The sequence below is a fragment of the Scytonema sp. NUACC21 genome (assembly GCF_054684315.1).
Genome location: NZ_BAAFZH010000069.1, coordinates 38,208 through 63,542 on the forward strand (window position 1 = coordinate 38,208; position 25,335 = coordinate 63,542).

Sequence of the window (25,335 nt, forward strand, 5' to 3'; positions counted from 1 at the left end):
TTTTGTGCAGACAAGAGTCTTTTATTTTCTCCTGTGTTTTCGTCTGCGCTTCCCAACCCAGGCAATAAATGCCAAGACAAGAAGCCCAAAAACGATTTTAGATACAGGAGCGAGGTACTTGTCCACAAGTTCATACTGGCTTCCCAATATATATCCTGAGTATGTTAGCAAACCAACCCAGACAGCGCTACCCAATGTAGAGTAAATCATGAATGGCAGCAAAGGCATGCGACTGATGCCTGCGGGAACGGAAATCAGTGTCCGTACTCCTGGTACAAGACGACCAATTAAAACTGCCTTTGTGCCTTGCCGATCGAACCACTGTTTAGCCTTTACAATATCTTTGCTAGATATAGTCAACCATTTGCCGTATTTATCAGCTAAGGCAGATAAACGTCTCTCCCCAAGAAATTTTCCAGGGTAGTACCAGACTAGTGCGCCCAATACAGAACCTACGAGCCCCGAAAAAAATACACCTATGACGTTAAGCTTAGCCCCTGGCAAATTTGATGTGTATCCTGCCAAGGGCATAATCAGTTCTGAGGGAATGGGAGGAAACAAATTTTCGAGGAACATCATCAAAGCAATTCCCCAATAGCCTAGGGATTCGATAATCTCTTTTATCCAATCCGTCATTCAGTTAGTTCCTAAAGTTGCTTAGTGAAATTTTGTTAGTCATTGAGCGATCGCGGTCTCAAAATTGCATGAATCCCTGATATTAATCAAGGTATCAAAAATATCTACACATAGGCAATGAGGACAAAGAGCTAGGGGGAAAAGTTGTTAACTCCTCCCCGATGTCCCCGTGTCCCCTTGTTTTCTTATACGATGGGCGTCAATGATTGCACCCTCGATTCAGATTGCCAATCCAACGGGTTCCAAACACGATCTTCTAGAGCCATTTGTTCAATTAAGCTGGCTAGTCGCAACGCTTTGAGCGCTTGTTCGCCTCCAACGGAAGGTTGGTTCCCACCGCGCACACAGTTGACAAAATGTTCTAACTCCGCGCCTAATTTATCAGTATTGCTGGTATAAACTCTTTCAATTACACCATCCTGTCTGTACAACACTTGCCGATAGTCATTAATTGTGCTGGCGGGGGTGTGTCTGTGAATCAAAATTTCATTTCTGAGAAAATCTGCCTCGGTAAATGAGTTTTTGCAATGGGCAGCAATGCGCCGAATTTTGCAGTGTGTTACTTTACTTGCTGTTAAGGTAGCAACGATGCCATTGGCAAAACCCAAGGTGGCGGTCACATAATCCAGATAACCAGAGTCTAGAGTCCGATTTCCACTAGCTGTTAACTTTACTACTGGGGAAGCAGCTAATTCCAAAAGTAGGTCTATGTCGTGGATCATCAAGTCTAAGACAACAGAAACATCGTTTGCCCGACTTGAGTAAGGGCTCATGCGGTGAGCTTCGAGTGCCAACACTTCTTCAGTTTTCAGCACCTTACTCAATTCTAAAAATGCTGGGCTGAATCGTTCAATATGACCGACTTGAAGAATGCATCCAGTCTCCGCAGCTGCATTCACTAGAGATTCTGCTTCAGATATACTCGCCGCAATTGGCTTTTCTATCAAAACGTGGATTCCTGCTAGCAGACAGTTAATACCTACGGCATAGTGCAGTCGTGTAGGAACGGCAATACACACTGCATCCACATGAGGTAAAAGGTCGCAATAATCCTCAAAAAATCGCACCTTGTAATTGCTAGCGGTTTCTAAGCCTCGTTCGACGTTGATATCGGCTACGCCAACTAGTTCGACATCTTTCATTAAACTCAGTACACGGGCATGGTGCTGTCCCATGTTACCCACTCCGATCACACCTATGCGGATTGGTCGTGGGTAGTTGCGCTGTGCTTGACCATTGTGTTCTCCTAGTGACATGCTTCTATTTTGCACTCTTATAATCTCCTCAACCACCAAATATAAAGACGCTACGTTCGTTGGCTGTAATGCGAATTTGCCAATGACGAGTCGTCTGAAACCATCCAGATGGTAACATAGAGGTTCGGTTTATGAAGAATTTCAAAGTTTAATGTGAGTTCCCGTCCTTTGAGTCGGTTTTGTGCACTTAGTTTAAATTGATGCTTTTTTTGCACTTTACAAAAAATCAAATGAGTTTTTCTTAACTTTAAAGAACAACTATGACGTAAGAGAAGTTGCTTAGGTTGCATTTAAAAATGACTTAAATGAAATAAAAATCTCAAGACTCATTACTGTCCACTCCCTTGTTCCAAGATATGTATTATGAAAGCTGTCATTCTATTATCAGGTGGATTAGACTCTTCTACTGTTGTGTACCAAGCTCTAGCTGATGGGTACGATTGCTATGCTATTTCCTTTAATTACCAGCAGCGACACCAACGAGAGTTAAAATCAGCATCTGCGATCGCTAAGTCTGCTGGTGTAGTGCAACATCAAGTGGTAAATTTTGATTTAAGGCAGTGGGGTGGTTCAGCATTGACAGATGACACCATCGATCTACCTCAGGAGCGTTCTTTGGAGGAAATGTCTCAGAGTATACCAATAACCTATGTTCCCGCCCGCAATACTATCTTTCTTAGCTTTGCCCTCGCCTATGGCGAAACCATTGGTGCTGAAAGGGTCTACATTGGCGTCAATGCTTTGGACTACTCTGGATATCCCGATTGTCGTCCTGATTATATTCAGGCAATGCAGGAAGTGTTTCGTTTGGGAACGCAACAAGGGCGTGAGGGATCTCCCATTACCATTGTTGCACCCCTCATTCATTTGAAAAAAACAGAAATTATTCAACTGGGCAATCAGCTAGGAGTACCCTGGAATCTTACTTGGTCTTGCTACGCTGGTGGCGATTTTGCTTGCGGTGTCTGTGATTCTTGCCGTCTGCGTCTTGCTGCTTTTAAGGAATTGGAATTGGTAGATCCTTTGCCTTATGAAGGAAGTAAGAAGTAGGGGAAGACCCAGTATTGAACCGGACATGATATCATTACTCCAAGCGTCGTATCTGAACCTGATGCAACCGAGGTCCAGTAACTGCGACTACGGTGAATTCCAAACTTTGATAATGGAAGGTTTCACCAAGAATAGGAATTTTTTGTAACTGGTATAGCAAAAAACCACCGAGAGTTTGGTATTCCCTGTTCAATGGCAAATTGAAATGCAAGACTTCGTTGAGGTCTTCTAAATTAATTTGCGCTTGTACTAGAAATGTTTGTTCATCCAAAATTTTAATGAGCAAGCCATTGCTATTTTCTGGTTCGTCCAGTTCGCCAATAATTTGGGTGATGACATCATGAAGAGTGATAAGTCCTACAGTACCGCCAAATTCATTCACAACTATTACCATAGAGGGCTTTTCCTGTTGCATCATTGGTAACAGCTCGTTTAATGGCGTGTGTTCTGGCACAAATCGGGCAGGTCGCAACCAGGTCTGGATTTGTGTTTCTAAAGATAGTTTCCCTAAAGTTAAAGGTTTTGCAAAATCTTTGAAGTAGACAATACCGCGAATATCGTCCAAAGATTCTCCAGTAACAGGGTAGCAAGAGTGACCAGTGGCTACCATTCTCTGAAGAAAAGTTAGGAAGGTGGCGTTTTTTGGCAAGGCTACAATACCAGTCCGGGGAATCATGACTTCTTGCACTGTGACTTCCCCAAATTCAAAGACGTTTTTCAGCCATTCGCGCTCTTCCTCCTGCAAACCTGTGGATTCTCGTTCAGTGGAAATGATCAGCTGCAATTCTTCAGATGTAACGGGAGGTCGCCAAATTTGACTTATGTACTGGATACCGAACAATCGTAACAACCAACGAGTAGATTGATTGAGAATCCAGATATAGGGGTTAAAAAATCTTACAATTGCTCCAATGGATGGTCCCAAAAATTTAGCAAGCTGTTCTGAATACAGCATAGCTATTGATTTCGGACAAAGCTCTCCCAAAACTATTTGCAAGTAGGCTATGAGAACAAAGGCAATTGGAATTGATAAAGAATGGGCAACAAAACCACTCATACCCTTGGGTAAGGGTAAAGAAAGCAGCCATGATTTGATCAAAACAACAATCGTACTTTCTCCAATCCAGCCTAGTGCCAAACTTGACAGGGTAATACCTAATTGCGTTGTAGATAGCAATCGGTCAATGCTGAGCTGCAGCACTTCAACGGAGATGGCTTGTATATCACCAGCTTCTACGAGCTGACGAATACGCGATCGCCGCAATGTTACCATTGAAAATTCTGCTGTCACAAAGAAGGCATTGATGGCAATCAGCAGCAGTACTGACAACAACCGCAGCCCTACATCTGTCCAACTTAAATTCAGAAAACCACTCACGCCCAAGCTCGTGTAAAACTGACGCCCCCAATGAGAATTTTTGTTACTGGTTAGTAGTTAGTGGTTAGTGGTTAGTAGTTGATAGCACCACTAACTACTATCTACTATCTACCAACACTTATCTATTTACAGGAATATTTGATACCTGTAATCGGAGTTTTTGTTCCGGATAGTCTGTGAGAGAAAGTGAGATTTGTTTTACATCGTCAAGTACAGCTGAAGGAATGCTGATTGTACCAGAATATGTAGGTCCATTGGCAGGTATTTCTGATGGCAAACCTTCTGTGCTGGCACTGAGGGTTCTTCCTTTGTCATCGGAAACATCCAAGAAACTATACAGAAAGCGCACAGAATCCTTGCCCTTGTTCTGCATCTTCACCCGCAAAAGTAAAGCCCCCCCAGAATAGCGAGCAGATTGTACCGACATACTAACACCTTCGCTTTCAGAACTCACTGGAAAACCTTCTTGAGGCTTTTCTTCTTCAACTACTGAGGCAGGTTTTTGTTCTTGCTGTTGCTTGGTATTTTTCGTTTCCTCATTGTCCTTGTCTTGCTTTGTGGATTTGGTAGCCTTTTTGCCATCAATTCGAGCCTTGACAACTTTGAGGATTTCATCCTCCTTCAGTAGTGCTAACCCTGCTTGTTGTGCGGTAGCTGACTTACTGCTAGCGAACTTGGTTGTAGGACGCGCATCTGGTGCAGTGACACCTTTTAGCGCTGCACTCCCCAAAGTGAAGCCCCAAAACGCACTGACAGAACCAGCCCCCAACATGAGGATTAACAAAATCAAAGTTAAAAGTACAGTAGAATTCAATTTCATTGTAAACAAGATATAACTCAAGAATGGTGGTATATTCAAAAATATTGAAACTAAAACTTCATTGCCCGAAAGGGCTTAATCAATATTAGTCTGCACTATCGTACTGTCAAATTATGTAGTATTAAAATCTAATAAGTTGATTACTTGTTGTCACTATCTGTAAGTGTATGCTACAGTTAGTAAGGTAAAACCAGGGTTGGCCGAGCGGTTGAGGCAGCGAACTCATAATTCGCCCCAGGCAGGTTCAACTCCTGCACCCTGGATTAACAGATTGATTCCTCAGTCCTTAATCATTAACAACTGACAAATGACAAAGGACTAAGGGTCAGATATAACCTCACTATCGTGATGAGTTGGTTTCAAAACGAAACTCAGTTCCTGTTTTGAGTTGGTTAGCGTTCAGAGCAGGAGACATGAGTATTGATGAGGTGTAAGGATTCGGTAAATCCGGTGTCCGAATGTAGGGATCGTGAGTCGCTTGTTGGTTAAGAACATCGCGGTAAACAAAATTCATCAACTCGGCATCTCGTGCAATTTCCTGTTCTGGAAATGAATTGCGGAACAAAGACCCCTTTCCTAGTATGAAGTCTAATTGACGCCATATGGACTGGTTGCGGTAAAAATTAGGGTCATTCTTGAAAAAAGCGCGTTCAAAGACTTCATTCGTCGTTTGGTACTTGGGTACTTCTGTGTCAGCGGTTGCAACAGCAGGAAAACTCATACTAGCTAGTAATATCAATAACCCACCAAGGGCTCTAAATTTTGCGCCCATCATTCACTGCTCCTCAACATTTGTGCGAATTTTAACTTATGCTTTATTTCAGAACTCCTAAGAGTTCATCCTCTTGGTGTAGCATAATTTTTTACTCATTGTCATGACTAATCAAGCCGAAAGCCTTGCTCAGCCTCACCTGTGGGCAGCTACCACTGATTTAGGAACTCTACGCCAAGAGTTGCTAAATTTGTTCTGCGAACTGGCGTATCAAGAGGGCGACTTTGTCCTCAGTTCCGGGCAGCGTAGCTCTTACTATATCAACGGCAAACAAGTGACACTCCACCCTCAAGGTGCTTTGGCAATTGGTCGTATTCTTCTATCCCGACTGCCATTAGATACTCAAGCCGTTGCTGGTCTAACTTTGGGAGCAGATCCAATTGTGAGTGCCGTGAGTGTAATATCTGCTTATGAAAATAGACCCATACCAGCGCTTATTGTTCGTAAAGAAGCCAAGGGACACGGAACGAGAGCGTATATTGAAGGTCCTAGTTTACCAGAAGGTGCAAAAGTCATTGTTTTAGAAGATGTTGTTACCACCGGACAATCTGCCATGAAAGCTGTTGAACGGCTACAAGCGGCTGGTTATACCGTCAATCGGGTTATTTCATTAATTGACCGCAAACAAGGAGGAGCAGAGTTCTATCAATCCGTAGGATTGCAATTTGAAGCAGTGTTCACAATTGAGGATATTCAAAAAAGGTATGGGGAAAGGATGAAGGATAAAGGATAAAGGATAAATAATACTTCATCCTTCATACTTAACACTTAACACTCAATACTTCATCCTTCATCCTTCATACTTTATACTTTTGTTTTTTCTCTTGCCAAAAACTTCTCAAGTTCTGTCAGTGCGTCAGCATCAACTTTGGTTTGCATTGGGCAGAACTTAGGACCACACATCGAACAAAACTCAGCAGTTTTGTAAATATATCACACTCTTGCACTTTATAGCGCCATTTAGCCTCATGAATCATGTATTTTCCATCAACGTAACTTCTTAAATTTGAAGGTAGTTTTTGATATATCTGTTGCATATCAATGTAGTATGTTTCTCGAGCCGAGTTTGGTAAAACTCGCGGAGACAACATAGTAAATGGCAAAGGTTCATCAAGAAATGCACAATCAGTATGCCAGTACCTACCAGTTCCAGGAACTCCTATTTTCTTTCCGTTTCGCGGAATGTTAGAGGAAACAAATATTTCAGGGTAGTTTGGGTGATGATAGTTGCTTTGAAGATAGATTTGTGGCGAACCAATTTTTTCAGCCAATTCTAAATATTGCTTTTCAGTAAGATATTGGTTCCTCAAAATGACTAGTTTGTGTTCATACACAAGCTGTTTAATAGTTTTGACTTCTGTTTCAGTAAATAAGAGAGCATCTATGTCTAAAATTTCAGCACCGATATGCTCTAAACGCGGTCTATTGATTTTCATTGCTTTCGTTGTCATGTTACTATCCTAGTTGGGTAATGCACATGTAACTCACATATTTTTTAGCGATGACCGTTATTTGTTTTCTGTCCAAGTTTTTTGTACTATAAAGAAACTAATGAACAATGACAAAGAACGCTCTTCAGGAGTAAATATGCAACTTACATGCATAACAGATCGAGCTTGAAGTAAATAAGTGGGTAAAATGAAATATAACTACGTTGAGAGTATTATTGATTTTTTCGTTGTCCTTTAATCACAATAAATTGCTGAGGACTAATCTCCAAAAAAAACTCTCTCCAATAAGCTTTATTTATGCCCCGACTTACTTAACAATCTTTTAAATTAAGTACACCAATGCTTTTCAAGAAGATTATTGCTAACTAGCAATTACTAGGCTTAACCTTTAGATAAGAATTAAGTTTTTATTTTATTCTTATCAAAAACTACTTTACCAAACCATAAAATAAAAATCTATGGACATTGTTTAGATACAATTTGACGTAGTCCCTGGCATAAATACACAGTAATACTTCAAAGATGTTACTCAGCAGATTGAAGTCTTGCCTCCTCACATTTATTCCAATACAATTTAGTTGAGGTTAATATATAAAATAACACTTATGTAGAAACGCGCTGTTTAAAGCATCTCTACATTTTGTTTCTGATAAGGTTTCTGGTCTTATCTAAACCGTATTGACCTTTGTTCTTACTTCTTAAACTTGCTACCCAAGGATGAAAAAAATAAAGTATACAAAAAAATATGGGTAAAGTTTTTCTCCTACCCAATTTTTCTGTTAAATTTTGAATCTTGGCTCTTGAATCTTGATTCTTGACCCTTGAATGGGTAACTTTTCTTAAAAAATTGAGGAAGCAGAAATTAGAAATGAATTTTCATAAATCACATCTTGTACCAGTATCAAAAACAGAGTTGAGTGACATCATTTGACCAACGCTGTAGGTTGAGTTGCTGCATTAACTAACCGACCATCTTCCATAGAAATGATGCGATCGGCAATATCCAAAATGCGATTGTCATGAGTCACCAGTAAAATTGTGCATCCTTGTTCTTTTACTAGACGTTGCATTAAATTTACAACATCTCGACCAGTCTTACTGTCTAAAGCCGCAGTAGGTTCATCTGCTAAAACTAACTTAGGGTGAGTTACGAGGGCACGGGCAATAGCAACTCGCTGTTTTTGCCCTCCAGAAAGATTTTCTGGATAATAATCTATTCGTTTCTCCAAACCAACTATTTTTAGTATTTCTTTAGATTTAGTAATGATTTCTGCTTTAGTAATATTGTCATGAAGTTCCATCGACATTTGGACATTCTGTCGAACTGTCATAAACGGTAATAAGTTGTGAGCTTGAAAAATGTAACCAATGCGACGGCGCGTTTGCACAATTTGCTCTTCACTGGCTCCATTTAATTCTTCGTTTAAAATTTTAAGACTGCCTTCTTGAACTGAACGCAATCCACCAATTAATGAAAGCAGAGTAGTTTTACCAGACCCTGAAGGACCAGTCATAATTACAATTTCTCCAGGAGAAATTGCTAGATTTATATCGAATAAAACCTGCTTTTTTAAAGCGTTTTTACCAAAGTAATGGTTCAAATGCTGAATAGATATGATAGGATTCATACAGTTCTCACACCTAGAAAATATCCGCTGGATTTGCTGCTTTTAGTTTATTTACAGCAGTTGCACCAGAAATGAAGCACATAATAATAGTTGATATTAGAACAAAAGTAGCTCTATCAAAATTCATGCTAATCGGAAGAAGAGTAGCATCTTTTGCTAATTCATAGAGAATAACAGAAATAAATAAACCTGGTGTATAACCTAAAATTGCAATAAATATAGCTTGTTGCAAAACTACAGATAATAGATAATTATGTCGATAACCTATAGCTTTTAAAGTAGCATACTCGGGCAGGTGTTCGGCAACATTTGTATAAAGTATTTGGTAAACTACTACAATGCCTACAATTATTCCTAGAAAAACTCCTAAGTTAAAAATAAAACCAATTGCTGTACTGGATTGCCAGTAATTTTTTTCAAACTTGACTAATTCTTCCTTAGAAAAAATTTGAACATCTTCAGGTAAATATTTTTTCAATTTCTTAGTAAAAATCTCGATGTTAGTTCCCGTTTTAAGTTTGATTAAGCCTATGTCAATAAAGTGTTTTTGACGATGGCTAAAAATCCGTAAGAAGTTAAGATGGCTGGTGAGTAAATTCCCATCAGAACCAAAAGATGTTCCTAACTTAAATAATCCAGCTACTTGAACTTTTCTGTTGTTTCCACCTTTACCCACTTCTGTAACGATGAGATTTGATTCCTGATAATCTTTAACAAGAATTCCAAACTCAGTTCTTGAATCTCTATCAAATAAAACTAAATCAGGGACTTTGAGTTTATCTATGTTTTCCTTAACACCTGGTAAATCAAAGGTTGGATATCTAATATCAAAACCAATGACAAATATATTGCGCCAATAATTTTTAGTTTTGGGATTTTTCCATTGAGTAAAGTCTAAATAGATTGGACTAACAAAATCTACTTCAGGAAATGCCAAAGCTTGTAGAAGGCGACGTTCAGAAAAACGTTCCATTGCAATTAAAGCCGTAGACCGAGGACTAATTAAAAAGCAATCGCCTTCTAAACTTTGATGCAAACGAACAGCACTGTCAAACAGAGCATCACGAATACCAAGTTGTACAAAAATAATAACAACAGCAAAAATGACTCCTGCTAGTGCTACAATTAATCGAACTTTTTGGTATTTCAGTTGTAACCAAGCTGTGGGTAATTTATTAATCATTGTTCATCTTCTGAATTGTTCTTACCTGTGACTTCTGTCATGGATTCTTGAGAACCCGTCAGTTTCTTGTCTGCATTCAGAGAAGAAGTATTAATGACTACATTAACTTGCATATTAGTTAAACCAGCTACTTGCTCGCTATCTTCAGAATTCAGGGCAATTTTAACTTCCACTACCCTGGCATCAGTATCAGCAACTGGATCTGTGCCTAAAACACTTTTTCTACCAATCCGCAAGCCAATCTCTTTTACAGTTCCTTCCAAATCTCTGATTCCTTGCTCGCTTGCGATCGTTGCTCGTTGACCGATACGCACTCTGGCAATATCCGTTTCATAAACTTCTGCTGTTACATACATTTGGTCTGTCTGACCTAGCTCAATAATTCCTCGATCGCTAATAATTTCACCAGACCAAGAATGAACTTTCAAAACTTGACCATCTTTTGGTGCTCGTATGTAAGCCAAAGCTAAATCTGCCTTTGCTTTTTGGACATTAGCTTGTGCTTGTTGAACCTCTGCACTAGCGACTTGTACATCTACTGAACGAATTTCTTCAGTTGCATCTAAAGTTGCTTTTTCTCGTTCAATCTGTCTTTGCTGTGTCGCAATTATCCGATTAAGATTAGCTTGAGCTTCTTGAATTTGCTCTTTTCGACTTGTAATAATCAAATTAAGGTTAGCTTGAGCCTCTTGAAGCAATTTTTGATTTGTTTTTTCTTTCAAACAGAAATTATTACGAGACTGTTCTGAGATTGCACCACTTTGGTACAATAGCTGATAGCGCTGACAATCACTTTGAGCATTACTTAACTCAGATTGAAGCCTCCCAATAGTTGCTTCTTGAGTATTTTTTTCTCCTTGCAGCTGAGCCTTGATGTTAGAAATAGTTGCTCTTTGCGTATTAATTTGCCCTTCTAACTCAGCCTTTGTCTGTTGCAATCTAGCATCTTGAGCAAGGATATCACCTTTTTTTGCTCCAGCTTTTACCTGAGCTAAACGAGCTTGAGCAACTTTAACCTGTTTTTCAGCAATTTCTAGAGTAGCTTGGAGGCGAGCGCGATTATCTAGTATTGCAATCACCTGTCCCGCCTTAACTTTGTCTCCAACTTTCACTAACAATTGGTCAACTCTTGCACTTTCAGTGGAAGCAGGAGCAGACAAATGAATTATTTCTCCTTGAGGTTCCAAATAACCCAAAGCAGCAATACTATCGACATAATTTTTAGTAGCTGATGCTATTGTCGAAGGGCTTTTGGTAGGAGGCTGGGGATGTAAAACAGAGTAAACAGCAACAACAGTCGCTGTTAAACCAGTCACGGCTATTAGAATGGGAAACTTTCCGATTTTTGGTTTGGTAATTAGCTCTAGTTTCATTTTAGAACAATTCAAGACGGTTAATCAATTGAGAATCAATTTATCTTTTTCAATTTGTATATAAGTAGTTTGGTACAAATAAAGTTAACAGGGTTTGACAGGTTATAAAAACTCCATATTTAATTAATTCTTTTGTTTTCGTTCCTCAATCAAACCCACTTTATAAATCTGACCACCTACTTAAAGTACCAGTCCGAAATTCATGTATTAGAGTTAAAAACCCAGTTTCTTTTAGTCTCACAAAACAATATCGTTCTTTTTAACAAACGGAAATCGAATTGTGGGGCTTATTGAACCGATTCTTTAGTACGATGTCCATTTCTCCACTCTTGTGGAGAAATTTTATGAATTTGACGGAACCGACGAGAAAAGTAGCAAGAATCTGGATACCCTACTGCTGTGGCAATTTGAGTTACTGATTGGTTAGTATCTAAAAGCAAATAACGAGCTTCTAACATCCGACGTTCAACAACCCAGCTAAAGATAGTTCGTTTAGTTTGGCTTTTTACAAGGCTAGTTAAGTAAGCGGGAGAATAACCAACTGCTTGAGCAACATCAACAAGGGCAATTGGTTTATAATAGTTCTCCTCAATAAACTGGAAGACTTTTTTAAATTGAGGATGATCGGGAAAGATAGATTCATGTCTTCGCAAATTTGCAGTCTTCTTAAAACTAGTTTCTAAGAAGTTTTTGCGATTTTCTAGAGAATCCGAGATGATAACACAGCTCATAGAATTCACTTTTTAGAGGTAAAGGTTGAACTACTGAGAGCGTTGTGTAAGCTTTAGCTGAAGGGCGATAAAACCTAAATATCTATGATGTTGTTATGATAAGCCTCATAGCCCTCAAACATCGTCACTCGTACTTCTTATTGCGTTCGAGTTTCATAGATTAAGTGACAAATTTCATACGACTTTGTACGAAATTGACTCAACTTTGACCTTCCAACTCAATTGTTTAGCTGTCATGGCGTCATCCATAACAACCATATTCTTCAACACAAAGCGTATCTTTGTATTCCTTTGCGTTTGAGTTACAGCATTTTTCAGGTAAATGAAGTACATCGGTAGGGGCGCAAGGCGTTGCGCCCTTACAACAGTCTGTACCTCCTCCGCGTTGCAATTTGCTGTAAGGTTGTTAATTCTTTATCCAATAAGTTTTTCAAAGTATTTTATAGCCCCGTCAGATTTGACCTACTATCACTATTCTGTTTTTGCAACACAACCCACTCAAAAATAATTGTAATAACTGCCTTGGTTATATATCAAAGCAGTTATAGTTGCAAGTTCTTATGAACGGCTGACTGCTTGAACAAACACATGGGTAATAAATCCCGATAGAGCGTCAATCTCTCGGCTCTCTGTCACTGGCATTTGACCATCTATCAATAGCATTGCTAACCCATGCACCAATGACCAGGATACTAGCACCAGTTGTTTTGGTTCTCCCGATCGCATTACCCCTGTGCTCTGACCGTCAACAATCACATTCACTAATACCATAAATGCTTGTTTAGATGCCTCTTTTAGAGAAGGCTGTGTCTTTTCATTTATTCCATAACTTCCAAACATAACTCGGTAGTGGGAAGGGTGAGAAATTGCATAGCGAACATAGGCAATTCCAATTGCTTCCAGTTGTTTCAGTGGATCGTTAGGTGCCTGTTGCAATGCTTCTTGAAGCGAGCAATAAAGCCCTTGAAAACCTTCTTCTGCTAGCGCAGTTAGCAGGGATTCTCTGTTAACAAAATGCTGATAAGAATCAGCATTAGTCATTTCCTTCAAGTGAAAATCTTCTTCCTTTCCTGCATATGTTCTAGATACCATTTTCTAAAATTCCTTTGAAGATAATTTAGTGTTCTATACTTTAGTTTAGAATTTCCATATTGCGTTAACAAGGGTTAATTTATCGAATTTTAATTATTTGGTATTTCTTAATTTATTTTTATAAAAAATAGCTCGAACATATATAAATAAAATTTCTGGAAAATTACAGTTTTTTACACTTAACAGTAGCAAATTGCTACCTAAGAAAAACCGACTTTCCAGTTTTTTAATTAATAATAAACTTCCAGAAAGAGTCTTCAAAAAAATGTATTTTTAAAAAATTTATTTAGAACTATGCATTACTTTTTCTACAAAATCAGTGTAGATCTCCCCCTGTAAAAACTCTAATTTTTGTAGAATTTTTTGATGGAAGCCAATTGTAGTCGGGAGCCCCGTTAATCCACACTCGCGCAAAGCCCGTTTCATGCGATTGATTGCAATAGTACGATTTGGTCCCCAGACAATTAATTTGCCAAGCAGGGAGTCGTAATAAGAAGGAATTTGATAATCGGTGTAAATATGAGAATCCATCCGGACACCAGGACCTCCAGGCGGCAAATAACCAGTAATTCGTCCTGGCTGGGGACGAAAGTTTTGTTCTGGATCTTCAGCATTAATTCGGCACTCAATTGCATGACCGCGAAGCACTACTTGGTCTTGGGTCAATGTCAATTTTTCACCTTGAGCGATCCGAATTTGTTCTGTAATCAAATCGAGACCAGTGACCATTTCTGTCACTGGATGCTCAACTTGTATCCGGGTATTCATTTCCATAAAATAAAATTCGCCAGTTTCAGAAAGTAAAAACTCAACTGTGCCTGGACCTACATAGTTAATTGACTTGGCAGCCCTAACGGCAGCTTCCCCCATTTTGTCTCGCAGTTCTGGAGTAAGAGCAGGGCTAGGAGCTTCCTCTAGCAATTTCTGATGACGACGTTGAATTGAACAATCTCGCTCACCCAAATGGATGACATTGCCGTACTTATCAGCCAGAATTTGAAATTCAATATGGCGAGGGCGCTTGATAAATTTTTCCAAATACAGGCTTGGATTACCAAAGGCTGCTTGAGCCTCTGCTTGAGCGGCTAAAAACAACTTGATGATTTCGCTATCATTTTGTACTAGCCGCATTCCTCGTCCACCACCACCTGCAGTAGCTTTAAGCATTACAGGATACCCAATTTGCTGTGCTATTGCCTGTGCTTCTAGTTCGTCTTTAAGCAACCCATTACTACCGGGTATAGTAGGCACACCAGCTATTGTCATGGTTTTCTTAGCGGTTGATTTATCTCCCATAGCCCGAATGGCTTCTGGGGAAGGTCCAATAAAAGTAATGCCATGGTCACTACAAATTTCAGCAAATTGGGCATTTTCAGATAAAAAACCATAGCCAGGATGGATGGCAGAAGCATTACGAGTCAGGGCAGTGGCAATGATTGTGGGAATATGGAGATAACTTTTGCTACTAGGAGCTTCGCCAATGCAAACAGCTTCATCAGCAAGTTGGACGTAGAGGGCATCACGGTCAGCTACAGAGTAAACCGCAATGGTGGCAATTCCCATTTCTTCGCAAGCCCGGAGAATGCGTAAAGCAATTTCTCCACGATTAGCAATTAATATTTTAGAAAACTGCATTTTTTAGAATGTAAATATTCAATAAAATTGAAGAACCTGAAGGGTTATTTAAGTCGCGTCATACTACTGGCAGTATTCTTGTTGAAATGGGAAGTTACTTTTTTGATGCATTCTTCGCCATACTTGTGGAGTTGTCCCATGAAGCCGGAGAAACAAACGACTAAAATGGCGTTTATCGGAGTAGCCCACCGCTTGGGTAATCTGTTCTACCGACTGGTTAGTTTCTTTAAGCAAGCGACGCGCTTCTGCCATACGGTATTCAATAATCCAAGCAAGCACGGTCTTTCCAGTATCCCGTCGTATGACATTGGTAAGATAGGCTCGGGAACGACCAACCGCTTCAGCCACATCCTTGAGGCTAATGGAATCTTGATAGTGCGTTTCAATAAAGTTGAAGACGCGAATCAGCAGGGGGTGAGTATGAAGCAAGCAATTCTGGAACTTTACTGCTATTTTTGCAGTGTTAATGAGTGAATCTACATTTAAGGCATGGGGTTCCGTGCAATTGAGCAAGTGAGTAGAGTCCATAGCGTTACTCTTTATTTGGAAATTCATCTAAAAGCCTCCGCGAGCGGGAAAACCTTGCGTCTTTAAACCAAGGATGCCAGTTGCTGCTATATAAAACCCAGGCAAATCTAGACTTTACTTCATTGGGAGCATGGGAGCGGTTATCCCTCAGCTTTGCTTTCACGCCGAACGCCAGACGCGATACGCTCCTGTGCTTCAACGCGCTTAAAGAGCGCAACGCACTGGCTCAAATTAATAGCTGCGTTTAAATCCCTATCGATAGAACTGCCACAACTAGAGCAATCGAACACTCGCTCAGACAAGGATAATTTATCTTTCTTGTACCCACAACAACTACAAGTTTTGCTGGATGGGTACCACTGGTCTGCAACAATTAATTGACTACCAAACTTTTCACACTTGTATTCCAACTGTCGGTCATATCATGTTCGGTTAAACACTTGTAATAAAAATACCCCTCCCTAACCCTCCCCTTATTAAGGGGAGGGTGCCGTTAGGCAGGTGGGGTAGAATTTGTGTATCGTAAGTAATGAGTCGAACATGGTATCACACTTCGTGTTTCAACTTTGTGGGCTTTCTGCTTTTATCGTTGTAAAAAGAAAACAATAAGTAAAGTTTGATTGAGTTGATAGAAAAAATATTGCCTGGGAAATATTTTCAGAAATAAATTTTGGTTGATGCCCTGAAAACTTATATATAATCTCGAATCAGAAGAATAACAAATATTCCGATTTAGAAGGATGTAAGGTTTGGGAAACAGGTTAAATAGTTAGCTGTAAGAATATGAAAACCGAACTGCCTCAGTACAAGGAGTTTAACGAACAAGATTTTTGCCCACGGATTGATTTGTTTTGAGGTTGGCATTTTCTCTAGCAATAAATGGTGTGGATGCAGGCTTTTGAGATACGATGTCATAGACAGCTTCGAGTGCAGATTCGATGGAACCTTGCAACCAAGCGGGGTACTTTGAGCAATGTTCGCCGGCAAAGAAGAGATTCTTTTGCGGTCTTGCTGCTTCGAGATAGCTGATGGTGTGGTTGGATTCGTCAGACATATCATCGCTCCAATGCACCGTGCAACCGCCAGCACTCCATTTATAGTTACCCCAGGCGATGGAGGCTACCCCTGTTACCATACCATCAGTTTGCAATTCCGGGTGAACCTGACTGACTGTATTTTTAACAAAGTCATGGCGTTCTGGTTCGGACATATTGCCCAGGCGGTCTGCATCGTCACCAATGGTGTAAGAGGCTAGCATGACGCTACCGTTGTTGGGGTTGAACTTTACAGAAGGATAATAGGTTTGGCGAACACCTTCTCCAATAAAGGATGCACCACCATGAATTCCTTGCTGAGACCAAAATTGTTGTTGTGTATGGAATGCGACTTTTGTGGCGGAGCAATAAATCGTGTTGTGGATGGATTGGAGCTTTCTTTGATCGAATCCTTCTAATTCCATTTTCCGGAGTATTGAGAAAGGAATTGTACAAAGAACATAGTCACAAATGCGGGTATGTGATTCGCCATTTTCCAACCAATCAATTTCCACAAAGTTTTCCCGGACTCTGATTGCTGTCACTTGTTGGTTGCAGTGAATTTCTGCTTTGACCGACTCAACTAAGCGCCAGATAAGCTGCTCCATTCCACCTTTGATTTGTAATAAGTCGTGGCTGGTTTCAACTAGGATGTCGTTGAGGAACATATCCAATGCTTTGCTGCAACGAGCGCGGAAACCAGGATGAGCTTTGATGAAAGCTTGTAAATCGATGGTTTCCATGTCTTCACTAAAATAAGGGCTTAAATCTAAACGTTCTAATTCATCCATGAGATGCGATCGCAAATCTTGTTCCAAACTTGCACGCAAATTCCCAGGGGAGATAGTATTGACAACCATTTGCAACCATGTGGCAAACAGGCGAGTTTTTTCGCTGTAACGAGTGTCGGTATAGATACCGCCATGGCGTTGTTGGAATATGCGAAGTGCATCCTTGATGCGGAAAACATTGCCTTCGACATTCATGAAAGCGTTTTGCTCCTCGAATACCGTGACGAATTTGCATAACTTGTCACCCAATCCCATTTCATTGACATAATGAAGTGTATGGTTGTGGGAGCTAGGAATCCGCATTGCGCCCAACTCTGCGTAGGGTGCGTCTTTTTCACTCCCAAAACGGTGAGTCCAGACTCGACCACCAATGCGAGGGCTACCTTCCATAATCGTGACTTCGTGACCCAACTTCTCTAATTCATAGGCTGCAACCAACCCAGCGATTCCCGCACCCAAAATGGTGATTTTTTTACCAGGCTCGACGTTAGAAAGTTGGCACATCTCCAGCATAAATTTAGTGTCCATAGTTAGATACCTCGTGAGTGATGATTCAGAAAATGATTTTGATTGAGTTTCGGGCTGATTCGCCGTTGCGTTGGCAGCGCCTCAACCCCTTCTGTTATTCACCACGGTTGATAGATTGAGTTTATGCAGCTGCAATGCACCTTCCGGAGAATTGTCTTGCATATTTCTTGTGTCTTGTGGTGCGGGCGTCCCCGCCCGCCTGGGATTTCAGGACGCAGGTTCTGGGCAACTTCTAATGCAGCCATGCCAGTCAGAACATTTAATTGAAGTGTTGGGTTTCGTTCCTCAACCCAACCTACCCCTCTACTCCTCCCCAAATCCGCCCCAATCGAGAGGAGGGTGGTTTCAAGCGGGTGGGATGTTTCGTTATTGAAAACCGATTCACGCAGTCGTTTTTCTAAGATACTCAAAAACTTTCTCAATTTGTTTCGGTGCTTGCATCTCCGCAAACAGGCGAATGGCCCTGTCAAAATGGGTTTTGCTATTCTTTTGCTTTTTCATCTTGCTATAAGTTATACCTAGCTGAAAATGAGCAACTGCTAAATCGCACCTAGCACCTATTTTTTCCAAAAGCTCGATCGCTTCTAAATGATTTGCCACAGCTAATTCAAAGTTTGCTTGTTGTCGGTGAATTTCTGCCATACCACAAAGTGTTTTTGCTTTCACTTGCGTGTAGTGACTTTCTTCAGCAAAAGTCAAGGCTTTGCTAAACATTTCATCTGCTTTAGTAAAATCACCCAAATTGACGTATGTTTGACCTAAAATTTGGATAAAATAAGCAAATCTACCAGTTTGTTCAACAAGTTTTTGTATTGCGATCGCTTGATAAGCCACCTCAGCTAATGAATATGCCTTATCCCGCACACCCAGATCGGAATTCACTAAAGCCAGACAAACAGTTGCTTTTTCCGCCCAGCGATTATGGTCGGTATTTTGAGCTAAGTCAATAACCTGCTGAAATAATTGGGCAGATGCATCCAGTTCCCATAAGTCAATCTTGTAAAGACCGATGCTTAATAGAGAATCTAGCTCAAGCATCTTAAAATAATAAAACTTATGTTTATTTTCCTTAATTTGTACAAGGGATTCAAGTACCTGCTTGGCTATATCAATAGACTTTTCCTGACATTCTATAGCTGATTGAATTTTACCAGTAATCCAGTATAAATCCCCTAAAATATTATAAAGCTCGCTCAATTTCTTATCTGAAGAAGCATTATTAAGAACTTGTGTAATGGCACCAATTAAAGGTTGCAGCCACCCCATACGATATAATGTACTACCAAGTGGCAAAAACTGCTGCCATTGATTGTTTCTGCTTTTGAGAATAACCTGACCTGCTAGCTCAAAATTATTGATTTCTACATAGTGATAAAATGCTTCCATAGCTTGCAAAGCATCTTTAAATGTTGCAATCGTTGGGACGGTATCTGTCCAGAACTCCGCAGCTTTCCGGTTTGTAATCTCCCATTCATCACTGATACGCAAGCGAGAAATAGCCTCCGAGCGAATGATGGGATGGAGCCAGTAATCTCCTTTATGGCACTCTACTAAAGAACGATTTCTTAAAGATGTCACAATTTGCTGGTGCTGGGAAACTGGAACATCCCACAGTAAACTGAATAGCCCTTGTTTGGGAATTTTGGATACATCTTGATAGCGGTAGCATCCCAAACGGCAAAGCAGGCGATATGCTTGGGGGTCTAGGGCTTGCAAGCGGTTAATTTGACTGACAACCAAATTTTTTAAGTCAACAGCAGCCAGTGGTTCCGCTTGGTTTTCTCCCCAATAAGCAGTCATATCACTGTCAAAATCCTGCTGGATTGAACCGCAGAGAATGCCCATTGCTTTAGCATTCCCTCCATAAGCATGGTGCATGATTTGCAGGGTTAGTGAATCAATAGGTAATCCTCGGTGGGTGAAAAATTCCTGCCACGTGCTTCTATCTAAACCAGGGAGACGGTAGTGCTCTACGTTAACTTCTGGTTCGCAGAGGCGATCGCGACTCGTAATCAAAGTGACAGATTGGACTCTTGCATCAGCTAAAATACGCAATAGCTCCACATAATTGCGGTGGGGAGCAATAAATCGCCCTTGTCCGTCGAGGGCTGGTTCCAAATTGTCAATCAGAACCCCAATGCGACGAGTATGAAGCTGTCGTTTCAGTCGTCCCAACGTCACCCCAAACTCAATTCCAGGTTCTTCATCAAAATCCTGCTTCAACCACTCTTCCACCACGTGTTCCGCAGCGGTGATATTCTGAGTCTCCTTTGCCATTAAGAGTTCTAAAACCAAATCGAATCCTTGAGTTTGCAGATATTGTTGAGCCAGAGTCGTTTTACCTACCCCTCCCTCACCTTGGATAACAATGACTTTTACGCCTCGTTCCACTAAAGTATTGAGGTGAGAAATTGCTTCTGTCCGCCCGAGAAAATTGATGTTGTCGCGTTTTGTCGTGAATTCTGTTCTGAGATGCTCCTCCTCTGTAGGGTGTAGTAGCGTTGGTGGGGCGACGTTTTCAGGAAAACGCGAGCGATCGAGCAAATTTGAGAGAACGCTTGCTTTCTTCCAATACCGCTCCAAAGCCGCTCGACAATTACTTTTCGTTATCTTCTCTCGCAGCGCTTTGGAAAGAAGTTTCCACAAATCGGAACCAACATCTTTGGCATGTCCTTCCGTACAACCGTAAGCATTTGCAATCTCTAGGTACTTTCGACCTTGCCAAACTTGCTGAAGAATAACTTTTTGCAGATCGCTCAACCGTTCGCCGGTTTGAGCAGGAATAACAGTTTCTAACCAAGCCAGTACTGCTTCGGCGTCCATTTCCTAACGACGAGGATATTTTATATTCATCAGCTGTTATTTAGTCTACAACTTAGGTGTTGGTGATTTCGGATAAGTTTTTGTAAATCTTTTCGGAAATAGTAAATGTAGAGACGCGCTGTTTGAAGCGTCTGGACACATTGCGGAATCTCACCAAAAATCTTTAACTGAACCGTGTTGGTATACATTATCAGGGCGAACAACCGTTGATTTTCAGGGCTCTCAACCGTTCGCCCCTACGGGTATCCGACTTTTTTCCCGACTTCAGCCGACTGACAAGGAATATTGGGGTTGCTTAAGCTATTGGGCAAAGAGGTAAAAATTAAAGTTAAACAAAATGATTAGCACCCTCAGCCCAATCTCACACGACTTGGCGGGACAAATTCATTCTCACCCCAACTACTTTCAGATTCAACGGCGGATTCGTTCCCTTGCAGATTATTATCTCTCGGTTGAGAAACTGTGCGAGCGCCTGCAAGATTTGCCAGTTCAATTTAAAAATCCCCAATCACGTCCCTGGAAACCTATCAACTGGGAAGCTATTTCTCCAAATCAGATTATAGGCTTAGACGCAGAGGTATTTTTGTCCATTCTTGTAGGCGCGATGGATACTGAAGCCCCGATTCGGGGATACACTCAAACCAGCCGACAGTATTTGGAAAAGTTACACCCCCAACTAGCCCGGTTTGTGGGCGGAACAGTGAATGAAAATGGAGAGTTAATCGAGCTTGGATTGTGGGAAAAAGAAGAGCGTCAGCATACTCCTGCATTGGCTAAAGTTTATTATCGATTGACAGGTAAGAAAATCACCCCAACATTCCGCGCTGTTAGAGGTTATCTCCCTACTGACAATCCCTATGAAGATTTATATCGTCACGGATTGCATCGAGTTGTCACTGAATACGGCGCAACCTGTCTCTATATATGGTTGATGGCTCACACAACCGGCGCACTTCAAGATGTTTTAGAAGAATTGGTTCAGGATGAAATTAATCACATGACCAAATTCTGGGGATTTGGTGTCTGGGCTTTTCCAGAGACTTCTTTTATTCAGGTAGGACGCACGTTGCTGAAAACACGCCACAAAGACTACAAACGCAACAGCCTACTGCGTACTTTAAAACGCATGCTGGGTACACTAAATTGGAATTCCTGGTCTTTGACCAATAAAGTAAGTCTCATATTTACTTTTGCCTACACAATAGGTCGTTTGTTGGCTTGGAACAACAGCGTTACTCCAGAGTATTTGCAAGACTTGTTTGGCATTGGACAACTGTACGAGCGAGTTTAGCCAAATTGCTTGAGACTCCACACCACAAGCTCATCAGTTAAATCCAACCCTCCCAACCACTAACCATGACTTCAAAACTACCTTCAGATTTAGATATTCATCGTTTACCCCAGCACGTAGCTGTCATTATGGATGGTAATGGTCGATGGGCGACGCAACGGGGATTACCTCGCATCGCCGGACATCGTCAGGGAGCAAAAACGCTAAAAGAATTGTTGCGATGTTGTAAGGATTGGGGAATTAAAGCACTGACAGCCTATGCTTTTTCTACTGAGAATTGGCGGCGACCCCTTGAAGAAGTGGATTTTTTGATGCTTCTATTTGAACGATTGTTGCGTCAAGAGTTAGCCCAAATGCATCGGGAAGGGGTGCGAATTTCATTTATTGGAGATTTGTCAATTCTAAGACCGTCTTTACTGGTAGAAATTGAACGTTCAATGGCAGAAACTTTCCACAATCAAGCAATTCACTTTACTGTTGCTGTTAACTACGGCAGTCGCAATGAAATTACAAGAGCCTGTCGCCAAGTCGCAGAACTGGTGCAACGTGGGGAAGTTAGTCCAGACGAGGTCAATGAAAGTCTCATTGAACAAAACCTTTACACTGTAGGGACTCCGGAACCAGATTTGTTGATTCGCACTAGTGGTGAAATGCGATTGAGCAATTTTCTCTTATGGCAAATGGCATATACGGAAATGTATTTTACCGATGTTTTCTGGCCGGATTTTGACCGCGCTGCATTTCATCAGGCTTTGTTGAGTTACCAAGAACGCGATCGCCGTTTCGGTCAAATTAAAACCCCTTTGCCGGCTTAACTCAGTAGGTGGGTAGGAATAAACAGAACAGTTCTCCATGAAGCAATACAGTTCAGTTAAGGTTAATGTATAAAATACCACTTATGTAGAGACGAGCCATGGCGCGTCTCTACGTTTTGTTCCTGATAAGGGTGGTCTTATCTAAACCGTATTGCTCCATGAAGTGTACTTAATTCTTAAAATGAACCGCCAAGACGCCAAGAGCGCCAAGAAGAGAAATTTAATCATTATATTACTTAAACTTATTTCATCTTGCGTATTAGATTTTTACCTATTTATTTGCTGATTTGCGGTTTATCCTTACAGGTGCAAGAGATAAAATCGAGAACATAGCCTTCTGATTTGGAACAGTATGAGCGATACCCAGTTTTGGCGAACTGCTTACCAGTTATTTAAACCAGAGGAACCTTTAGCTACACCTGAAGACTTGAAAAGTTTTTATGTCCAGAGAGATAATAGCCCTGTAGATACGCTTGTTAACTTGCTAGAAATGGAAGATGACCCAGCTAAATTTTTACTGGCAGGTCATCGAGGAGGGGGTAAAACTACTGAACTGCGAAGATTGGAACAAAAATTAGCTGATAAGTACACAGTCGTTTGGATTGATACGCAAACGTCTCTAGATAGATATAACATAGGCTATGCCGAAGTAGTCGTTTTAATTGGCTTACAAATTGCACGTCAGGCAATTCAATCTAACTGGCTGTTTAAAAAAGATAAATTATTAGACGCTCTATTGGATAGCTTGAAAAGCGTAGTTTATGAAGACAAAGGAAGTCAATCTGAAAGTTTGGGAACGCCAGAATTTATAGAAAAGGCAGGGATAATTCTCAAACGTGGTTTAACCAGAGGAGTAACAAAAACTCTCAATGTCCGTCCTTTGCTGAGTGAAATTATCTCTATAGTTAATAATATTATCGAGACTGCAGAAGAAGAACAAAAGCAAAAGTTACTGATTATTGTTGATGGATTAGATAGACATGACCAAGTCACAGCTTTGGAGATGTTTTCCAGTCCTCTGTTGATAGAATTAAACTGCCACATTATCTATTCTATTCCTATTTCTCTGCGATATTCTCCCAGTTTCCGTCAGCCAATGGAAACTTTTCAAAAATGTTTGGATTTAAATAATTCTCCTGTTTTTGAATGTGATGATAATTTATGTCCCACCAGTAATCCCAATGGCAAAGGTCGGGAAATTCTGATGAATGTCATTAACAAACGTCTTATCAGTTTAGGCGATCGCTACAAGGGGTTATTTAATCCTGATGCGCTGGAATTAATTTGTGATAAAAGTGGCGGGGTGATGCGAGATTTAGTAAGACTAGCACGCACTGCCTGTGAAATTGGGTTGCGGAATAAATTAATTCTTGTCACTTTAGAAATTGCACAAGAGGCAGTGCAAGAAGTACGTAGGGAATATAACTTAAGTGATTATCATTATCCCGAGCTTGATTCAATCCATCGTACTGGAAAATTAACAACTAAGGCACATAGCTTGCCAAATAAAGGCGAGTTTATTATTTGTGACGAACTATTACAAAATAAATTGGTCTTAGGTTATTATAATTCAAGGCAAGAGTCTTGGTTTGATATTAACCCTATTTTAATAGAGGATTTAAAACGCTGGCAAGCTGCTAATAATCGTATTTAAATGTGTGACTTTTTATCAAAAAATTACTAATTATACGCTGGTTTTATGTATGCTTTCTCAAGATACCTACTCTCTCAGTGAAGCTGACAAAGCAGAATTAAAGAAATTAGTCAGCGTATTGGAACTTTCTAGTGGAACGACGATTATCTTTGCGATCGCACCAGAGAGTAGCCCTCAGCATCCAGTTGTGAGACAGCTACAAGAATCTTTAGCAACTAGCGATGAAAAGTTTGCCTTCCATAACTTTTTTTATAGTCAAAACTCCTTCCATAATTTTCTCTATAGCGTAGATGATGGGCAACTAAATCTGGAAACTGGGCGCAAGTTGGTGATGGCATTTGGGATTGACCAATTACCAACACCACGTTTGGTGAAAGAAATGAGGCAGTTAAATTTAGGCAGGGAAGAGCTATTTGGTAGGAATTTAGTATTAATTTTGTGGCTGAATAACGCGGGTTTTTTAGATGAGTTTCGTCAGCGTGCTCCGGATTTTTGGGATTGGCGAGAAAAGGTAGTGGAGTTTGAAACACGTAATCCTTTGCTTTACCCCTATTTAGATTGGCTCATTGCCGAAAATTCCTATGTAAAAATGAGTGGCGTGATGCAGGTAAATCGCCAAGTTGATATTACCCTGGCCGTTTCCCAACTCACTGATGATTGGCTTCACAGCTACCTATGCCAGTGGTGATATTATTATCGAACCGGAAGAGTTAACGGATGCTGCTTGGTTTAGCAAACACGACTTACCACAAATTCCTCCCAAGCCAAGTATCGCCCGAAAGCTTCTCGACTGGTTTGTTTCTACTAAGTGACTCGGTAAGAAAAAACGTAACTGATGAGGGTCGTCCTTAGTTATTTGTCATTAG

General features: G+C 40.6%; 23 protein-coding genes, 1 tRNA gene and 1 pseudogene. 8 read left to right on the forward strand and 17 right to left on the reverse strand.

Going from position 1 to position 25,335, the window contains the following annotated elements:
* Positions 1-21: 21 nt before the first annotated feature.
* Together ACYRY3_RS12565 and ACYRY3_RS12570 are read right to left on the reverse strand one after the other, a co-directional pair.
* Positions 22-636 carry a DedA family protein gene (locus tag ACYRY3_RS12565; RefSeq protein ID WP_460202001.1) on the reverse strand — a complete coding sequence of 205 codons (615 nt, stop codon included), beginning with the start codon at positions 634-636 and terminating at the stop codon, positions 22-24.
* A 185-nt stretch (positions 637-821) separates the two neighbouring features.
* Positions 822-1,913 carry a Gfo/Idh/MocA family oxidoreductase gene (locus ACYRY3_RS12570; RefSeq protein WP_460202045.1) on the reverse strand — a complete coding sequence of 364 codons (1,092 nt, stop codon included), beginning with the start codon at positions 1,911-1,913 and terminating at the stop codon, positions 822-824.
* 342 nt (positions 1,914-2,255) lie between these two features.
* Here ACYRY3_RS12570 and queC point away from each other — a divergent pair, with 342 nt between their 5' ends.
* The gene (gene queC / locus ACYRY3_RS12575; protein ID WP_460202002.1) at positions 2,256-2,942 is read left to right on the forward strand and encodes a 7-cyano-7-deazaguanine synthase QueC; all 687 of its coding nucleotides are present in this window, start codon (positions 2,256-2,258) and stop codon (positions 2,940-2,942) included.
* A gap of 34 nt (positions 2,943-2,976) precedes the next feature.
* Here the strand turns inward: queC and ACYRY3_RS12580 are convergent, their stop codons facing one another.
* Both ACYRY3_RS12580 and ACYRY3_RS12585 read right to left on the reverse strand, forming a co-directional pair.
* The gene (locus ACYRY3_RS12580) at positions 2,977-4,320 is read right to left on the reverse strand and encodes a hemolysin family protein (protein WP_460202003.1); all 1,344 of its coding nucleotides are present in this window, start codon (positions 4,318-4,320) and stop codon (positions 2,977-2,979) included.
* Positions 4,321-4,438: 118 nt separating this feature from the next.
* The gene (locus ACYRY3_RS12585; RefSeq protein WP_460202004.1) at positions 4,439-5,140 is read right to left on the reverse strand and encodes a hypothetical protein; all 702 of its coding nucleotides are present in this window, start codon (positions 5,138-5,140) and stop codon (positions 4,439-4,441) included.
* 190 nt (positions 5,141-5,330) lie between these two features.
* On the opposite strand from ACYRY3_RS12585, the gene ACYRY3_RS12590 reads away from it, so the two are divergent.
* Positions 5,331-5,403 (forward strand) — tRNA-Ile (locus tag ACYRY3_RS12590).
* A gap of 77 nt (positions 5,404-5,480) precedes the next feature.
* On the opposite strand, the gene ACYRY3_RS12595 is transcribed toward ACYRY3_RS12590, so the two are convergent.
* Positions 5,481-5,912, reverse strand: a complete 432-nt coding sequence (locus ACYRY3_RS12595) for a hypothetical protein (RefSeq protein WP_460202046.1) — start codon at positions 5,910-5,912, stop codon at positions 5,481-5,483.
* Positions 5,913-6,015: 103 nt separating this feature from the next.
* Between ACYRY3_RS12595 and pyrE the strand changes: the two genes are divergently transcribed.
* A complete protein-coding gene (gene pyrE / locus ACYRY3_RS12600) occupies positions 6,016-6,645 on the forward strand; it encodes an orotate phosphoribosyltransferase (RefSeq protein WP_460202005.1) in 630 nt (209 codons plus the stop codon).
* 274 nt (positions 6,646-6,919) lie between these two features.
* Here the strand turns inward: pyrE and ACYRY3_RS12605 are convergent.
* The 12 genes and pseudogenes from ACYRY3_RS12605 to ACYRY3_RS12660 form a co-directional block, all read right to left on the reverse strand.
* Positions 6,920-7,363: pseudogene (locus ACYRY3_RS12605) on the reverse strand (TauD/TfdA dioxygenase family protein); the annotation flags it as partial.
* A gap of 923 nt (positions 7,364-8,286) precedes the next feature.
* Complete coding sequence (locus ACYRY3_RS12610) at positions 8,287-8,991, reverse strand: DevA family ABC transporter ATP-binding protein (RefSeq protein ID WP_460202006.1); 705 nt, start codon at positions 8,989-8,991, stop codon at positions 8,287-8,289.
* 13 nt (positions 8,992-9,004) lie between these two features.
* Positions 9,005-10,174, reverse strand: coding sequence for an ABC transporter permease DevC (gene devC / locus ACYRY3_RS12615; protein ID WP_460202007.1), 1,170 nt, complete (start codon positions 10,172-10,174; stop codon positions 9,005-9,007).
* Positions 10,171-11,547, reverse strand: a complete 1,377-nt coding sequence (locus tag ACYRY3_RS12620) for an ABC exporter membrane fusion protein (RefSeq protein WP_460202008.1) — start codon at positions 11,545-11,547, stop codon at positions 10,171-10,173. Before ACYRY3_RS12620 ends, devC begins: the two co-directional genes overlap by 4 nt.
* Before the next feature lie 287 nt (positions 11,548-11,834).
* Entirely contained in the window at positions 11,835-12,278 is a 444-nt protein-coding gene (locus ACYRY3_RS12625) for a helix-turn-helix transcriptional regulator (protein WP_460202009.1), read from the reverse strand.
* 558 nt (positions 12,279-12,836) lie between these two features.
* Entirely contained in the window at positions 12,837-13,370 is a 534-nt protein-coding gene (locus ACYRY3_RS12630) for a TetR-like C-terminal domain-containing protein (RefSeq protein ID WP_460202010.1), read from the reverse strand.
* 282 nt (positions 13,371-13,652) lie between these two features.
* The gene (gene accC, locus ACYRY3_RS12635; RefSeq protein ID WP_460202011.1) at positions 13,653-15,005 is read right to left on the reverse strand and encodes an acetyl-CoA carboxylase biotin carboxylase subunit; all 1,353 of its coding nucleotides are present in this window, start codon (positions 15,003-15,005) and stop codon (positions 13,653-13,655) included.
* Positions 15,006-15,068: 63 nt separating this feature from the next.
* Positions 15,069-15,533, reverse strand: a complete 465-nt coding sequence (locus ACYRY3_RS12640) for a helix-turn-helix domain-containing protein (RefSeq protein WP_460202012.1) — start codon at positions 15,531-15,533, stop codon at positions 15,069-15,071.
* 140 nt (positions 15,534-15,673) lie between these two features.
* Positions 15,674-15,943: a zinc ribbon domain-containing protein gene (locus ACYRY3_RS12645; protein ID WP_460202013.1), complete on the reverse strand. Its 270-nt coding sequence runs from the start codon at positions 15,941-15,943 to the stop codon at positions 15,674-15,676.
* A gap of 404 nt (positions 15,944-16,347) precedes the next feature.
* Positions 16,348-17,886 carry a flavin monoamine oxidase family protein gene (locus ACYRY3_RS12650; RefSeq protein WP_460202014.1) on the reverse strand — a complete coding sequence of 513 codons (1,539 nt, stop codon included), beginning with the start codon at positions 17,884-17,886 and terminating at the stop codon, positions 16,348-16,350.
* 98 nt (positions 17,887-17,984) lie between these two features.
* Positions 17,985-18,296 carry a hypothetical protein gene (locus tag ACYRY3_RS12655; protein ID WP_460202015.1) on the reverse strand — a complete coding sequence of 104 codons (312 nt, stop codon included), beginning with the start codon at positions 18,294-18,296 and terminating at the stop codon, positions 17,985-17,987.
* Positions 18,268-20,709, reverse strand: a complete 2,442-nt coding sequence (locus tag ACYRY3_RS12660; protein WP_460202016.1) for a tetratricopeptide repeat protein — start codon at positions 20,707-20,709, stop codon at positions 18,268-18,270. The genes ACYRY3_RS12655 and ACYRY3_RS12660 overlap by 29 nt, the downstream gene beginning before the upstream one ends.
* Before the next feature lie 337 nt (positions 20,710-21,046).
* On the opposite strand from ACYRY3_RS12660, the gene ACYRY3_RS12665 reads away from it, so the two are divergent.
* The 5 genes from ACYRY3_RS12665 to ACYRY3_RS12685 all read left to right on the forward strand — a co-directional run bounded on the left by ACYRY3_RS12665 (position 21,047) and on the right by ACYRY3_RS12685 (position 25,281).
* A complete protein-coding gene (locus ACYRY3_RS12665; protein ID WP_460202017.1) occupies positions 21,047-22,000 on the forward strand; it encodes a ferritin-like domain-containing protein in 954 nt (317 codons plus the stop codon).
* 65 nt (positions 22,001-22,065) lie between these two features.
* Positions 22,066-22,815 carry a polyprenyl diphosphate synthase gene (gene uppS / locus ACYRY3_RS12670; protein WP_460202018.1) on the forward strand — a complete coding sequence of 250 codons (750 nt, stop codon included), beginning with the start codon at positions 22,066-22,068 and terminating at the stop codon, positions 22,813-22,815.
* Between the two features lie 352 nt (positions 22,816-23,167).
* Positions 23,168-24,469, forward strand: coding sequence for a P-loop NTPase fold protein (locus ACYRY3_RS12675; protein WP_460202019.1), 1,302 nt, complete (start codon positions 23,168-23,170; stop codon positions 24,467-24,469).
* 49 nt (positions 24,470-24,518) lie between these two features.
* Positions 24,519-25,157, forward strand: coding sequence for a hypothetical protein (locus ACYRY3_RS12680; RefSeq protein ID WP_460202020.1), 639 nt, complete (start codon positions 24,519-24,521; stop codon positions 25,155-25,157).
* Positions 25,123-25,281: a hypothetical protein gene (locus ACYRY3_RS12685; protein ID WP_460202021.1), complete on the forward strand. Its 159-nt coding sequence runs from the start codon at positions 25,123-25,125 to the stop codon at positions 25,279-25,281. The genes ACYRY3_RS12680 and ACYRY3_RS12685 overlap by 35 nt, the downstream gene beginning before the upstream one ends.
* The last annotated feature ends 54 nt before the right edge of the window (positions 25,282-25,335 follow it).